We start from the raw sequence: 14,378 nt of genomic DNA on the forward strand, positions 1-14,378 counted from the left end.
CCGCGCTCCCCCGAGGACGGACTCTGCGATGTCCGCAGCCGTACCACCCCGTCCAGCGGCCGCGGCCGCTGGACAGTTCGCGGGTCGTCGCGGGAGGAGACTTCCCTCGCCCGCCGGCCGCCGTCCCCCAGCCTGGCCGACGTGTCTCGGCGGGACGTTCCAGCCGGGGTCATCCCCGTGACGTGGCTTCGAGCCTTCGTCGACGTCGTGCGATCCGCGCTCACGGTCGAGGAGACACGGCTGGAGCCCCTGCTCGCCCTGCGCACGGCCGCCGGGGTGGCGATGGTCATCGCTCCGGCGCTCTGGCTGGTCTCCCCCGCGTTCGCCGCGTCCGCCGCCCTCGGCGCCTATTCCGCGGGCGGCGCCACCTTCCAGCGCACCTGTCGTCCACGCAAGGTCATCGCGCTCGGCGCGGGCGCGGGTCTGGCCCTCAGCACCTTCGTGGGTTACCTGGCGGCCGGCCGACTCGTGACCTTCCTGCCCCTGCTCGCCGCGTGGTCCTTCGCAGCGGGAATGGCCTGGGCCATCGGAACGACCGCCGGGATCGTCGCAGCCACCACCGTCGGCAGCATGCTGGTGACCGTCACCCTGCCCACGAGCGTCGAGCGAGCCTTGGAGCACGCCTGCGTCATCGCACTCGGGGGCGTGGTACAGGCCTTGCTGATCTGGCTCTTCCCGATCCGCCGCTGGGGGGCGCACCGAGACGCGCTCGCCGATGCCTTGGCCGCCGTGGGGGACTACGCCCGACGGCTTCGACACGACCCGACCGCGCCGTTCGACCCGGAGCCTCTGATGGCGGCCCGGGACGCGGCCGCCGTGACGCCGTCGCAGGCCCGAACCCGTCCCCCCGTGCTCCACGGTCCCCGGGGACTCGCCGAGCGTATTCGGCCGGTCCTCGCCGCGCTCGCCGACCCGGACGTCGGCGCCCCGGCGGAGGGACCTGGGCGGGACCGCGCGCGGGAGTTGCTGGACGCGGCCGCGGACGTCCTGGATGCGGCCGCCCGTTCGATCCGCCGCGGAACTCCCGCCGAGGTGCGACCCGAGAGCATGGACGTCTTGCGCGTCGACGCGGAGCACGAGGTGCTGGAGGGGCCGGCAAGGCAGGCCGCCGAGCGGCTCGTGGAACTGCTCGGGGAAGCGTTGGAGGTCGCCGGGACCGACGGCACGCCCGGGACGATGCCCACGCCGCGTGCCCCCGGCGAGACTCAACTTCTGGTGCGACCGACCATGTTCCGGCTGGCCCCGGTCGTCACGCGGGCGGTGCGCCGTGAACTCCGCCGCGACTCGCCCGTATTCCGGCACGCCGTCCGCTTGGCGGCGGTGCCCACGCTCGGCTATCTGATCGCCTCCCAGCTCCCTCTCGGCCACGGCTACTGGGCGCCCATCGCCTCGGTGATGGTGATGCGGCCCGACTTCCACAGGACCTACGCGCGTGCGGTGGCCCGTCTCGCCGGAACCCTGGCGGGGGTCGCGCTCGCCACCGTGGTGGTGCGGGGCCTGGGGCCGGACGCCCATGTGTCCGCCGCGCTGGCGGTGATCTCGGCGGGCCTGTCGTACACGCTCAACCGCACCGGTTACGCCTACTCCCAGTGCTTCACCGCCGCATACGTCGTCTTCCTGCTCGGCATGGGCGGACAGGCGTGGGAGCAGACAGTCCCCGAGCGGGTGGTGCTCACCCTGCTCGGCGGGGCCCTGGCGATGCTGGCGTACGTGGTGTTCCCCGCATGGGAGACACCCCGCCTGCGAGGGCCGGCTCGCCGACTGGCTCGCCGCAAACGGCCGGTACGCGACCGCGGTGCTCCGCAACTACGCCGAACCGACCCCAGAACGTCGGGCCGACATGCGCAGGGCACTGCTGGAGAGCAGGCAGGCACGTGCCACCTGGCAGGAGGCATACGACCGGGCAAGAAAGGAACCGGTCCGCCCCAGGGGCCTGACCTCGCGCGAGGCGCAGGAGGCCCAGGAGGCGCTCAAGAGGTTCGGCCGTGCGGCGATGCTCATGGAAAGCCACGTCCCCGAGGCCGACGGCCGCTTCGCCCCCCAGGCGGAGCGGTTCGCCGAGGCTTTGGAGGCGGACACCGCACAGGCGGCACTCGACGTGCGTGAGCACAGAAATCCGGACTGGGGACGCGTCGAGGACGCACTCCACACCTGGGAGTCCGCCACCGCCGGCCATGGAAGCCCGGTCGTGCAGCGCGAGGCGGAACTCCAGAAACGGGCTTTGGAAGACCTTTCGACGGCCATCGGCCGCACCCCCCTGGAACGGGACGTCGGCTCTGCTCGCGAGGAGCGGCGGGTAAGGGCCGCCGTGGCGGCGGAGGCTGACGGATCAGGAGCCGCGCACGGGGGTGGGTGACCGACGACAGCCAACGGGCCCGGCCGCATCGCACGTCGCCACACGTAGACCGCTGTCGGCACCATCAAGAGCAAGGTGCCGGGGACCACGACGTCGAACCGGCGGCTCTGGATCCCGCCGGGATGAGGCGTGGGAGCACCTACGGCGCGGCGCGGTGGCCGGGTGGCCCCGCGCACCAGCGCGGTGCGCGAGTACGCCGATTCTTACGGCAATCGCGGGACCCGACCTGCCGCGGCGGTCCCGTTGCCCGGCGTGAGCGGTCGCGTGTGGCAACAATGACCCCATGCACATGGTGATCGCGGGTGGACACGGAAAGATCGCGCGCCGGTTGACCCGGCTGCTGTCGGCGCGCGGCGACAACGTCACAGGGCTGATCCGCAACCCAGACCACGCCGACGACCTGCGCGCGGACGGTGCGGAACCGGTGGTGTGCGATCTGGAGCACGCCTCGGTGGACGAGGTAGCAGACCAACTTCGCGGCGCCGATGCGGCACTGTTCGCCGCGGGCGCCGGCCCGGGCAGCGGCGCGGCCCGCAAGCAGACGGTGGACCGGGACGCGGCCATCCTCCTCGCCGACGCGGCTGAGCGCGCCGGAACGCGCCGCTTCCTGGTGATCTCCGCGATGGGCGTGGCCGGCCCGCCGCCGCCCGGCACCGACCCGGGGTTCGCCGCCTACCTGAAGGCCAAAGGCGAGGCAGACGCCGACATCACCTCCCGCCGGGGACTGGACTGGACGATTCTGCGCCCGGGGACGTTGACCGAGGCCCCCGGAAGCGGCCGCGTCACGCTCGCCGAGCACACCGAGCGCGGCCAAGTGCCACGCGACGACGTGGCTGCGGTACTCGCCGCCCTGCTCCACGAGCCCCGGACCGCCGGACGCATCCTCGAGCTGATCAGCGGGCCCACCCCGGTCGAAGAGGCGGTGCGCGCCGTCGCCGGCGGCTGACGCCGCACTCCGCGCCCGCCGGGGTGCGGGGAACAACTCATACCGGGGCGCCTGGACGACCCGCCGACGAACGCCGGGTCAGGGCGCACTCTTCCCGGCGCAGTCGCCGCTTTCCGGCCCGCCTGCCGTCCAGCAGGCCGTGCAGGTGCGCGGTGGCGTTCTCGATGTCCGCGTATTTCTGCTGTCCGGCGTACCTCGGCAGAAAGCACCCCGCGGCGGTGGACGCGCTCGAAATCGCCGTAGGGGAACTTGTACCGGCCCTTGGTCTCCTCTCCCATCTCGTCATCGACGCCCAGGTACCACCTGGCGTACTGGCTGAATCCGTGGTCCTCGAGGTAGGCATTCTCGTCCGCTGCGGAAGGCCGGTGCTCGCTCCACTCGTCCCGGTCGTCCAGGACGATCCGGCCCTCATCGGCCAGCTTCTTTGCATGGTTGAACGCCGTCGCGTTCAGTTTCACCGTCATGCCGTTCACCGTCCCATCCGCACTCTTGTTCAGATATCGGCTGCTGCCGCCTGGACATCCTGACGAGGCTGGCCCATCAATTCGTTCAAGTCGCCGACCTCAGGATCGAGTTCCCGCGCGCGCGGCGCGATCTGCTGAAGCCATGCCGCAGTGGCCAGTGCCAGGTCGACGGCCTCCCGGGGCCGCTCCTCGCCGAGCAGCTTCTCGACCTTGAAAGCAATGCTCGCGAGCGTGTCGTCATCGGTGGCGGGCACCAAGTAGGACTCCAGGCCCGGCGGATACGGGGTCCGCTCCCGGTACTCACGCATCGCCGTCACGACCGCGGGCACCGCGCTGTATCGGTCGAGGAGGCCCATGAAGACGTACAGACGGGCCACCAGCCGTGGCAGACCTGGGTGCCGATCCAGCCAGGCCATCAGCTCACGCTGACCACCGACGTGGTCCATGATCTGCGACATCTCCTTCGCGACCCGATTGGGCAACGTCCAGTGGAAGGGCAGCAACCGCGCCACCTGATGGGCGAGCGCCGCCTCGCCCTCCGCGTCCAGCGTGCCGGCGACGAATGCGGCGACCTGCCTGTGGTCCAGTCCGTAGTCGTCCGGCGCCGATCGGTCCTGTGAGCTCTGCGACGAGTCGTGGCGCAGGCGCAACAGCTGTGTGCCGATCTTGCCCAGTGTCCCGTTCCGCATGGTTCCTCCAAGCTCGCGGTGTGTTCTTCATCGTCCGAAGCGGTCGGCGGCCGGGCCCGCCCGTCGGCGCGCAGTCGCCGTTTGCAAGGACTCCCGTACGGAAAGCCTGGAACGCCTGGAACGGCCGCCCACGGCCTGTCCGACTCGGTCGCGGCTCATTCGGGCCGGCTTCTCGGAGCACGGGACTGCGGAGCTGGGGGAACGCAAGCCATGTCCCACGGCCCAGGACGCCGAGCGTCACGCACGGGCACCCGACCGCGGGATCAGGCGAACATGCGCCGACGAGCAGCTGTTTCCGCTACGCGTTCGGCTGCTGCACACCTGGCGTCTCCGCCGCCGTGAGGGGTGTCCAGCTGCGGCCCGGCCCGGCCGCAGCCGGATGGGTGCCCGGAAACCACGGTGCTCGTGTCTCAGCCGCTGCTCTCGGTGCTTTCACCCGCCTGGGTAACCTCGACGTGCCGCGACTTTGCGACGTCGGCCTTGCGAACGGTGATGCTGAGCACGCCGTCCCGCGTCTCGGCCTTGACCTTCTGAGTGTCCAGCTCTCCGGGCAGCCTCAGACGGTACTCGAAGGCTCCGACGCGGCGGGTGCTGCGGCGCAGGACTCCCTTGCGTTCCCGCTCCTTGATCTCTCCGGTGACCACGAGCTCGGGACCGTTGAACTCGACATCAATGTCCTTGCCCTTCACACCGGGGAGTTCGATCTCTATGTGGAACGCGTCCTCGGACTCCGACACGTCCGCGAGTGGCGTCCACGCGGCCGCGGGTGCCGCGCCCACCGTCGACTCCAGCAGACCGCTCATCTGGTTGAGCAGTTCGTCGAACTCGATCAGGGGATTGCCGGGCGTGGATGTCCAGACGGGCCTTTCCTGCAGACCACCACCTCGGTGGCGCCGGACGGGCATGGCCATCGCCATCGCCTCCTTCTTCCTTCTTGTGATCTCATCGCCCGCCATGTGTCATGCGAGCCATGGGGACTCCTTGTGACGTATGCGTGGGGAGGCGTCCGAATGGCCCGCGGCGGCTGACGGGCCCGTGGGGCCGGGTGCGGCCGAGTGCCCCAGGTGCCGGTGCACGAAATGGATGGCCATCGCGCCCTCACCGGCCGCCGAGGCCACCCGCTTCACCGAGCCGCTACGGACGTCCCCGGCCGCGAAGACCCCGGGCAGGCTGGTCTCCAGGGTCATGCACGAGCGCCCGCGGCCCTGCCACACCTCAGGGTGGACGCAGGCTTCCTGGGCCTCCGGCCCGGTGAGGACGAAGCCACGGGAGTCGAGGGCGATGGCGTCGGCGAGCCAGTCGGTGTGGGGGTCGGCGCCGGTGAACACGAACAGACTCCGTGCCGCGAGCCGGCGGTGCCCGCCCGTGCGGTTGTCGACCACGTCGAGCTCCTCCAGCACTTCCTGGCCGATGACCTCGGTGACCTCGGTGTGCAGCATGACCTCCACCCGCGGATGGCGCTCGACCTGGTCGACCAGGTAGCGGGACATGTTGGCCTCGAGGCTGGATCCTCGGACCAGCAGGTACACCTTCGGCGCGTATCCGGCGAGGAACAGCACCGCCTGGCCTGCCGAGTTGCCTCCGCCCACGACGGCCACCGGGTCGGTGCGGCACTGCTGGGCCTCGTAGACGGTCGCCGAGTAGTGCACGCTCGTTCCCTCCAGGCGTTCGATGCCGGGCACCTTGAGCCGGCGGTAGCGTGCACCCATGGCCAGGACGACGGCCCGGGCGGCGATCTCGCTTCCGTCGGCGAACGCCACCACGTAGTGATCGTCATCTTTGGGATGAAGGCCGGTCGCCTCCAGCGGAATGCTGATCCGGGCACCGAACTTCTCGGCCTGGAGCACGGCGCGTTCGGCGAGTTCGGCGCCGGAGATGCCGGAGGGGAAACCGAGCAGATTCTCGATGCGGGACGACGTGGCGGCCTGGCCGCCGGTGGCCATCGTCTCCGCCACCGTGGTGCCCAGGCCCTCGGAGGCGGCGTAGACCGCGGCGGCCAGGCCCGCGGGTCCGGACCCCACGATGAGGAGGTCACCTTGACGGTTTCCGGCAGGTAGTGACGGCAGGCCGATGAGCCGGGCCAGTTCTGCGTTGCTGGGGTTGCGCAACAGGGTGGTGTCCCGCCAGATGACGAGTGGCGTCTCCGCAGGGCTGACACCGAAGCGATGCAGCAGTTCCTCGGCCTCCTTGTCGGTCTCCAGGTCGATCCAGCGGTGCGGCAGCCGGTTGCGAACGGCGAACTCCCGCAGCCGCCTGGTGTCGGGCGAGTAGCGCGAGCCGATGATGCGGAAGCCCGCGCCCTGTCCGACGAGCATCGCGCGACGGCACAGGCAGGCGCGCAGCACGGTGTCGCCGATGGTGGAGTCCTGGGACACCAGGTGGCGCACCTGGTCCAGGGCGACGACAAGGACCTCACCCGCCTCCCTGGCGACAGCGGTGTAGAAGGCCACCTGCCCGTACAGCAGGCCGAGTTCGCCGATGAATCGGCCGGGACCGTGCACGCGCAGCACGTGCTCCTCGGGAGTGCCGTAGTCCTCGACGACGGCGACGGTACCGCCGAGCACGACGAAGAACGTCTCGCAGCGCTCTCCCTCTCGGATCAGCACGTCGTTCGGAGCCGTGGTCCGGCGCTCTCCGTGCTCGGCCAGACGTCCTATCTGGTCCTCGGTGAGGCGCGGGTATGCGCCGTACATGTCCGGGGTCTCCCGGAAGGAGGCCTCGTCCGCTTCGTCCGGCACCGTTTCTTCGCCCGGCAGCGGCCGGTCGCCGGACATCAGACGAACGCCTCGTGAACGTAGCACCAGCGCCAATCCTCGCCGGGCTGGAACGACTGCACGATCGGATGAGCGACGGCAGCCGCGTGCCTGCGCGCGTGCTTGTTCGGCGAGGAGTCGCAGCAGCCGACGTGCCCGCAGGTCAGGCAGAGCCTCAGGTGGACCCATGGGGAGCCGATCTTCAGACACTCCTGACACCCTTCCGGGGTCAGCGGCTGGACCGGTCGGACAAGTGCGAGGTGGGGGTCTGCATGCAGGGTCATCCGGATCACCCTTCCCGGGCGGTGATCGACTGTTCCACCCACTGGCGCAGAGCGGGGGCAGGCGCCGCCCCCGCCTGCCGGGCGACGGTCTCGCCCTTGTCGAGGATGAGCAGCGTCGGTACGGCCTGGACCTCGAAACGCTGCGACAGTCGGGGGTTCTTGTCGACGTCGACCTTGACGAGCTTGATGCGGCCGGCGAGATCGGTGGCGACCTTCTCCAGTGCCGGGCTGACCATGCGGCAGGGGCCGCACCAGGTGGCCCACAGGTCGACCACGACCGGGACGTCGGCGCGCTCCGCGACCTCGGTGAAATCGTCGTCGCCCGCGTCCACCATCCAAGGTAGGGGCTGCTTGCAGTGGCCGCACTTGGGGCGGCCCTCCGCGGCCACGGGCACCCGGTTCGTGCGCCGGCAGTGGGGACAACGCACAGTCGTCGCCTGCATCGTGCTCATGCCGCCCGCGCTCCCTTCACGTCCTCGGACTGGTCGTAGGTGACCACCAGTTCCCCCGCCTCGGCGTCGACGCGGACCGTCGCGCCGTCCTGGACGTCACCGCGCAGCAGGGCACGCCCGACCATCGTCTCGACCTCGTGGGAGATGTAACGGCGCAGCGGCCGGGCCCCGTACACCGGGTCGTATCCCTGATGGGCAATCAACTCCCGGGCGGATTCGGTGAGTACGACGTTGATGCGTCGTTCGGCCAGGCGGCGGCGCAGCTCATCGAACTGCAGCTCCACGATCCGCTCGATCTGCCGCTCACCGAGCGGCTTGAACAGCACGATGTCGTCGACCCGGTTGAGGAACTCCGGGCGGAAGTGCCCGCGCAGCTCGCCCATCACCAGGGCGCGGGCGTCCGGCTTGATCTCGCCCTCGCCGGTGACGCCGTCGAGGAGGTGCTCGGAGCCGATGTTGGACGTCATGATGATCACGGTGTTGCGGAAGTCGACAGTGCGGCCCTGGGAGTCGGTGATGCGGCCGTCGTCGAGGACCTGCAGCAGGGTGTTGAAGACATCGGTGTGCGCCTTCTCGATCTCGTCGAACAGCACGACCGAGTAGGGCTTGCGGCGTACGGCCTCGGTGAGCTGGCCGCCTTCCTCGTAGCCGACGTATCCGGGTGGTGCGCCCATGAGCCGGCTGACGGTGTGCCGCTCCTGGTACTCGCTCATGTCGAGGCGGACCATGTTCTCCTCGGAGTCGAACAGGGCCGCCGCAAGGGTCTTGGCCAGTTCGGTCTTCCCGACGCCGGTGGGGCCGAGGAAGATGAACGAGCCGATGGGGCGGCGAGGGTCGCGGATCCCGGAGCGGGCGCGGATGATGGCGTCGGCGACGAGTTTGACGGCCTCGTCCTGGCCGATGACGCGCTCGCGCAGGATCTCGTCGAGGCGCAGCAACTTCTCGCGCTCGCCCTCCTGGAGGCGGGCGACGGGGATACCGGTCCAGGCCGCGACGATCTCGGCGATCTCCTCCTCGGTGACGACCTCGCGCAGCAGCCGGTTCTGCCCCTGCTTGGCCGCCAGTTGCTCCTCCTCGGCCTTCAGCCGGCGCTCCAGGTCCTGGAGGCGGCCGTAGCGGAGTTCGGCGGCGCGGTTGAGGTCGTAGGCGCGTTCGGCCTCCTCCGCCTCCTGGCGGACCTGCTCCAGTTCCTGCCGTAGTTCCTGCACGCGGCGGATGGCCTGCCGTTCGGCCTCCCACTGGGCGCGTTTGGCGTCGGCCTCGCCGCGCAGGTCGGCCAATTCCTTGCGCAGTTCCTCAAGTCGCTTCTTGCTGGCGGCGTCGGTCTCCTTGGACAGGGCCGCCTCCTCGATCTCCAGGCGCGTGACGCGGCGGGTGATCTCGTCGAGTTCGGCGGGCATCGAGTCGATCTCGGTACGCAGCCTGGCGCACGCCTCGTCGACCAGGTCGATGGCCTTGTCGGGCAGGAACCGGTCGGTGATGTAGCGGTGGCTGAGGGTGGCCGCTGAGACCAGTGCGGTGTCCTGGATCTTCACGCCGTGGAAGACCTCCAGGCGTTCGCGCAGTCCGCGCAGGATGGAGATGGTGTCCTCCACGCTCGGCTCGTCGACCAGCACCTGCTGGAAGCGGCGTTCGAGGGCGGCGTCCTTCTCGATGTGCTTGCGGTACTCGTCGAGGGTGGTGGCGCCGATCATGTGGAGTTCACCGCGGGCGAGCATCGGCTTGAGCATGTTTCCCGCGTCCATGGCCCCTTCGGCGGCGCCGGCACCGACGACGGTGTGCAGTTCGTCGACGAAGAGCAGGATGCGTCCCTGGGCGGCCTTGACCTCGCCGAGCACCGCCTTGAGGCGTTCCTCGAACTCGCCGCGGTACTTGGCGCCGGCGACCAGGGAGCCCATGTCGAGAGCGAACACCGTCTTGTCGCGCAGTCCCTCGGGGACGTCACCGCGCACGATGCGCTGGGCCAGACCCTCGACGATGGCAGTCTTGCCGACGCCGGGATCTCCGATGAGTACGGGGTTGTTCTTGGTCTTGCGGCTGAGGATCTGGGTGACGCGGCGGATCTCGGAATCACGGCCGATGACCGGGTCCAGCCGCCCGGACCGGGCCTCCAGGACCAGGTCTCGGCCGTACTTCTCCAGAGCCTCGTAGGCCACTTCGGGGTTGGCGGAGGTGACGCGCTGGTTGCCGCGGACCTGGGTGAGCACGCTCAGGAACGAATCCCGGGTCACGCCATGCTCCTTGAGCAGGCGTCCGGCGGCGGTCGCCGAGCCCTCCTCGGTCAGGGCGAGCAGGAGGTGCTCCACGGACACGTACTCGTCCTTGAGGCGTTTGGCCTCCCGCTCGGCGGCATCGAGCAGGCGGGACAGGCGCTGCGTGACGAAGACCTGACCGGGGGCCGCCCCGGGACCGGTGACCTTCGGGCGACGGGAGAGTTCCTCGCGCACGGCCGCCCGCAGCTCCTTCGGATCGGTGCCGACCTGTTGCAGCAACCGTGGGATCAGACCGTCCTCCTGATCGAGAAGCGCGAGCAGCAGGTGTTCCCCGTCGACCTCGGTCTGCCCCAAGCCGACTGCCGCGCTCTGGGCCTCCTGGAGGGCTTCCTGGGACTTCTGGGTGAGACGGTTCATGTCCATGGCGGTGTTTCACTCCTCGTACCGACGCGGCGCAGGGCGGCTTCGAGCATGCTGATCCGATCCAGCAGGTCGAGCACCAGGCCGATGGATGCGTAGTTGAGGCACAGCCCGGTACGCAGCCGCTGGACGCGGGCGAGGGCGGCCGGTGCCGTGGGTTCGAACACCAGCCCTCCGGAGGCGTCCCGCTCCGCCTCGACCAGGCCCAGGGCGACAAACCGGCGGATGAGGTCGGGATGGACGCCGGAGCGGCGGGCCACGGTCTGCAGAGAGAGCCTGGGCACCGGCACGAGCGCGTAGCGGACGCGTGTCGGGGCGGGTGTCGTCAGCCGGGACGCCTGGCGCGCCCGTCCGCGTGGGTCACTCATCGTGTCCTCCTGGGGTCGAACGAGGAGACGGCGGCGAGTTCCTCGAACAGTGCGCGCTCCCGGTCGCTGAGCCTGGGCGGCACCATGATCCGGAGCTCGGCGTAGAGGTTGCCGTCCGTGCCGCGCGGGTTGGGCATGCCCTCACCGCGCAGCCGCAGCCGCCGGCCGCTGGAGGACCCGGCCGGCACGGTCACCTTGGCCGTGCCCCCGCTCGGCGTGGGCACCGGAACGGTCGCGCCCAGCGCGGCCTCCCAGGCGGTGACCGGAAGCTGGACGTACACGTCCCGCCCCTCGAGTCGGAACCGGGGGTGCGGCTGGATCCGCACCCGCAGATACAGGTCCCCCGCGGAGCCGTCGCCGCTGCCGCGCCCGCCCTCGCCCGCCAACCGGATGCGCTGCCCGTCGACGACACCGGGCGGCACGTCGACCTCGTAACGCCGCTGCCCGGAGGGCCCGGCGAGGGTGACGGTGCGACGGCCTCCGCGGTAGGCCTCCTCGACGGTGAGCGGCAGTTCGGCCTCCTGGTCCGCACCGGGGACCCGCGTCCGCCCGGCGCCTCCGAAGAAGGAGCCGAACAGGTCGTCGACATCGACGCCCTCCGCGCCGAACCCACTGGTGGCGTACCGGACCCGGGGGCCGTCCCCGGTGGACCAGCGGAAGCCACCACCGGGACCCGCGCCTGCACCGACCCGCTCCTCCCAGTCCTCGGGAACCTTCCGGAAGTCCTCGCCGAAGCGGTCGTAACGGGCCCGCTGGTCGGGGTCGGACAGGACGCTGAAGGCCTCGTTGATCTCCTTGAATCGCTCCTCCGCCGTCGGATCCTTGTTGACGTCGGGGTGGTATTTGCGGGCCAGATTGCGATACGCCCGCTGGATCTCGTCCTTGTCGGCGGTGCGCGGGACCCCGAGAACCTCGTAGAAATCGCGTGCCATGGCCGCTCACTCCCGCTTGGCGACGGTCACAGCGGCCGGCCTCAGCTGCCGCTCGGCCTGCCCGTAGCCGGGGCGCAGCACCTGCGCCACGGTGTTCGGTTCGGCGTCCGGATCCTGGACCACTCCGACTACCTCATGAAGGGAGGGGTCGAAGGGGACGCCGGTCTCGGCGTGACGCTCGTAACCAAGGCGCTCAAGGACGGACACCGCCTGGTCGCGCACGGCGCGCACCCCCTCGACGATCGCCCCGGGGTCGGAACCCGCGTGGTTCAGGGCCAGTTCGAGGTTGTCGATGACGGGAAGGAAGGCAGCGGCCGTGCGGGCGCGCTCGACCGCACGCTCCCGGTCCAGTTCCCTGGCGTGTCGCTTGCGCAGGTTGTCCAGGTCGGCGAGGGCGCGCCGCCAGCGGTCCTCGACCTCTTTCAGCGCGGCCGCGTACTCGTCCTCGCCCCCGGCCGAACCGGTGGCCACGGCGGGCCCCGGTCCGGCCGGCGCGGTCGGCGGCGCGGGCTCGGGCAGGTCGCCCTGCGGCGATGGTGCGGCCTCTTCGGGTGGCGGGTCGGACGATCGGTCCTGGGGAGGGATCGGCATGGCGGGTACCTCAGCCCTTGTCGAACTCGGCGTCGATCACGTCTTCGTCGCTGCCGACCCCGCCCTGCCCGGAACCGTCCGGTTGCGTGGTGTCCGACGCACCGCCCGCCGCCCCTGCCTGGTGGGCGGCCAGCCCGGCATAGACCTGCTGAAGTTCGGAGATCAGCGGCCTGACCTGGTCCACGCCGGCCTCGTTCTTGACCGCGTCGCGGGCCTCGCTCACCAGCATCTCGGCCCGGGCCTTCTCGTGCGCGGGCACCGCGTCGCCCAGTTCGTTCACGCGCTTCTCGACCTGGTAGGCGATCGCGTCGAGTTCGTTGCGGGCGTCGACGGCCTCGCGCAGTGCCTGGTCCTGGCCCCTGTTGCTTTCGGCCTCCTGGACCATGCGTTCGACCTCGCTCCGGTCCAGGTTGGAGCTCTCGCTGATGGTGATGCCCTGTTCCTTGCCGGTGTCCTTGTCGCGCGCGCTGACATTGAGGATGCCGTTGGCGTCGATGTCGAAGGTGACCTCGATCTGGGGTTCGCCCCGCGGCGCCGGGCGGATGTCGGTGAGCTGGAAGCGGCCGAGCACCCGGTTGTCGGCGGCCCGCTCGCGCTCACCCTGGAGGACGACGATGTCGACGGCGGGCTGGTTGTCCTCGGCGGTGGAGAAGGTCTCGCTGCGGCGCACGGGGATGGTGGTGTTCCGCTCGATGATCTTCGTCATCACTCCGCCGCGCGTCTCCACACCCAGCGACAGCGGGGTGACGTCGAGCAACAGGACGTCCTTGACCTCGCCCTTGAGCACCCCGGCCTGGATGGCGGCGCCCAGCGCCACGACCTCATCGGGGTTGACGCTCATGTTGGGTTCCTTGCCGCCCGTCAGCCGGCGCACGAGGGCCTGGACGGCCGGAATGCGGGTGGAACCGCCGACGAGGATCACCTCGTCGATGTCGTTGTCGCTGACCTTGGCGTCGCCCATGGCCTGGCGGACCGGACCGAGGCAGCGCTCCACCAGATCTCCGGTGATCTGCTCGAACGTGGACCGCATGATCGAGTCGGTGAGATGCTTGGGCCCAGACGCGTCGGCGGTGATGAACGGCAGGCTGACCTGGGTCTGGGTGACGGAGCTGAGCTCGGTCTTGGCCTTCTCCGCCGCCTCGAAAAGGCGTTGCAGCGCCTGCGGGTCCTTGCGCAGGTCGATGCCGTTCTCCTTCTGGAAGTCGTCCGCGAGGTAGTCCACCAGTCGCCGGTCGAAGTCGTCGCCGCCCAGGTGGCTGTCGCCGGCGGTGGAGCGCACCTCCACCACGCCGTCGCCGACGTCGAGGATGCTCACGTCGAAGGTGCCGCCGCCGAGGTCGAAGACGAGGACCGTCTCGTGCTGCTTCTTGTCCATGCCGTACGCGAGGGCGGCCGCCGTCGGCTCGTTGATGATCCGCAGCACTTCCAGTCCGGCGATCCGTCCCGCGTCACGGGTCGCCGTGCGCTGGGCGTCGTTGAAGTAGGCGGGCACCGTGATGACCGCCTCGGTGACCCGCTCCCCCAGCTGCTTGGAGGCGTCGTCCGCGAGCTTGCGCAGCACCTGGGCGCTGATCTCCTCAGGCGCGTACAGCTTGTCACGGACTTTGAAGCGGGCCTCGCCGTTCTCGCCCGGGACGACGTCATAGGTGACGGCCTTGGCCTCGTCGGGGATCTCGTCGAAGTGCCTGCCGATGAACCGCTTGGCCGAGTAGATGGTGCCCTTGGGGTTGAGGATCGCCTGGCGGCGGGCCAGTTGACCCACCAGCCGTTCTCCGGTGTCCGTGAAGGCCACCACGGAGGGTGTCGTGCGGTTGCCCTCGCTGTTGGGCACGACGGACGGCTCGCCGCCCTCCCACACGGCGATCACCGAGTTCGTGGTGCCCAGGTCGATGCCCACTGCCTTGGCCATG

General features: G+C 70.3%; 11 protein-coding genes and 1 pseudogene. 2 read left to right on the top strand and 10 right to left on the bottom strand.

Annotated features, from left to right (window positions below; all coding sequences use genetic code 11):
- The first annotated feature begins 177 nt into the window (after positions 1–177).
- Positions 178–2,356, top strand: a pseudogene (locus tag LN251_RS36190) (FUSC family protein).
- Positions 2,357–2,639: 283 nt separating this feature from the next.
- Positions 2,640–3,302, top strand: coding sequence for an NAD(P)H-binding protein (locus LN251_RS36195; protein ID WP_458248398.1), 663 nt, complete (start codon positions 2,640–2,642; stop codon positions 3,300–3,302).
- 493 nt (positions 3,303–3,795) lie between these two features.
- Here LN251_RS36195 and LN251_RS36200 read toward each other — a convergent pair whose 3' ends face one another.
- The 10 genes from LN251_RS36200 to dnaK all read right to left on the bottom strand — a co-directional run bounded on the left by LN251_RS36200 (position 3,796) and on the right by dnaK (position 14,377).
- The gene (locus LN251_RS36200; protein ID WP_458248399.1) at positions 3,796–4,455 is read right to left on the bottom strand and encodes a hypothetical protein; all 660 of its coding nucleotides are present in this window, start codon (positions 4,453–4,455) and stop codon (positions 3,796–3,798) included.
- Positions 4,456–4,865: 410 nt separating this feature from the next.
- Positions 4,866–5,366, bottom strand: coding sequence for an Hsp20/alpha crystallin family protein (locus LN251_RS36205; protein ID WP_458248400.1), 501 nt, complete (start codon positions 5,364–5,366; stop codon positions 4,866–4,868).
- A 48-nt stretch (positions 5,367–5,414) separates the two neighbouring features.
- Positions 5,415–7,229, bottom strand: coding sequence for an FAD-dependent oxidoreductase (locus tag LN251_RS36210; protein WP_458248401.1), 1,815 nt, complete (start codon positions 7,227–7,229; stop codon positions 5,415–5,417).
- On the bottom strand, positions 7,229–7,492 hold the full coding sequence (locus LN251_RS36215; protein WP_458248402.1) for a UBP-type zinc finger domain-containing protein: 264 nt from the start codon (positions 7,490–7,492) through the stop codon (positions 7,229–7,231). The genes LN251_RS36210 and LN251_RS36215 overlap by 1 nt, the downstream gene beginning before the upstream one ends.
- A gap of 5 nt (positions 7,493–7,497) precedes the next feature.
- A complete protein-coding gene (trxA, locus tag LN251_RS36220; RefSeq protein ID WP_458248403.1) occupies positions 7,498–7,944 on the bottom strand; it encodes a thioredoxin in 447 nt (148 codons plus the stop codon).
- Entirely contained in the window at positions 7,941–10,580 is a 2,640-nt protein-coding gene (gene clpB / locus LN251_RS36225) for an ATP-dependent chaperone ClpB (protein WP_458248404.1), read from the bottom strand. Before clpB ends, trxA begins: the two co-directional genes overlap by 4 nt.
- On the bottom strand, positions 10,571–10,945 hold the full coding sequence (locus LN251_RS36230; protein ID WP_458248405.1) for a chaperone modulator CbpM: 375 nt from the start codon (positions 10,943–10,945) through the stop codon (positions 10,571–10,573). Before LN251_RS36230 ends, clpB begins: the two co-directional genes overlap by 10 nt.
- Complete coding sequence (locus LN251_RS36235; RefSeq protein WP_458248406.1) at positions 10,942–11,877, bottom strand: DnaJ C-terminal domain-containing protein; 936 nt, start codon at positions 11,875–11,877, stop codon at positions 10,942–10,944. Before LN251_RS36235 ends, LN251_RS36230 begins: the two co-directional genes overlap by 4 nt.
- A 6-nt stretch (positions 11,878–11,883) precedes the next feature.
- A complete protein-coding gene (locus LN251_RS36240; protein ID WP_458248407.1) occupies positions 11,884–12,468 on the bottom strand; it encodes a nucleotide exchange factor GrpE in 585 nt (194 codons plus the stop codon).
- Positions 12,469–12,478: 10 nt separating this feature from the next.
- Entirely contained in the window at positions 12,479–14,377 is a 1,899-nt protein-coding gene (gene dnaK, locus LN251_RS36245; RefSeq protein ID WP_458248408.1) for a molecular chaperone DnaK, read from the bottom strand.
- Position 14,378 lies beyond the last annotated feature (1 nt).

Source organism: Streptomyces sp. MAI_2237, assembly GCF_054189285.1.

What these genes read in the sequence shown, in the direction of transcription:
- LN251_RS36195 (WP_458248398.1), top strand. Translation starts at nt 2,640, where the DNA reads ATGCACATGGTGATCGCGGGTGGACACGGAAAGATCGCGCGCCGGTTG.
- LN251_RS36200 (WP_458248399.1), bottom strand. Translation starts at nt 4,455, where the DNA reads ATGCGGAACGGGACACTGGGCAAGATCGGCACACAGCTGTTGCGCCTG.
- LN251_RS36205 (WP_458248400.1), bottom strand. Translation starts at nt 5,366, where the DNA reads ATGGCCATGCCCGTCCGGCGCCACCGAGGTGGTGGTCTGCAGGAAAGG.
- LN251_RS36210 (WP_458248401.1), bottom strand. Translation starts at nt 7,229, where the DNA reads ATGTCCGGCGACCGGCCGCTGCCGGGCGAAGAAACGGTGCCGGACGAA.
- LN251_RS36215 (WP_458248402.1), bottom strand. Translation starts at nt 7,492, where the DNA reads ATGACCCTGCATGCAGACCCCCACCTCGCACTTGTCCGACCGGTCCAG.
- trxA (WP_458248403.1), bottom strand. Translation starts at nt 7,944, where the DNA reads ATGAGCACGATGCAGGCGACGACTGTGCGTTGTCCCCACTGCCGGCGC.
- clpB (WP_458248404.1), bottom strand. Translation starts at nt 10,580, where the DNA reads ATGGACATGAACCGTCTCACCCAGAAGTCCCAGGAAGCCCTCCAGGAG.
- LN251_RS36230 (WP_458248405.1), bottom strand. Translation starts at nt 10,945, where the DNA reads ATGAGTGACCCACGCGGACGGGCGCGCCAGGCGTCCCGGCTGACGACA.
- LN251_RS36235 (WP_458248406.1), bottom strand. Translation starts at nt 11,877, where the DNA reads ATGGCACGCGATTTCTACGAGGTTCTCGGGGTCCCGCGCACCGCCGAC.
- LN251_RS36240 (WP_458248407.1), bottom strand. Translation starts at nt 12,468, where the DNA reads ATGCCGATCCCTCCCCAGGACCGATCGTCCGACCCGCCACCCGAAGAG.
- dnaK (WP_458248408.1), bottom strand. Translation starts at nt 14,377, where the DNA reads ATGGCCAAGGCAGTGGGCATCGACCTGGGCACCACGAACTCGGTGATC.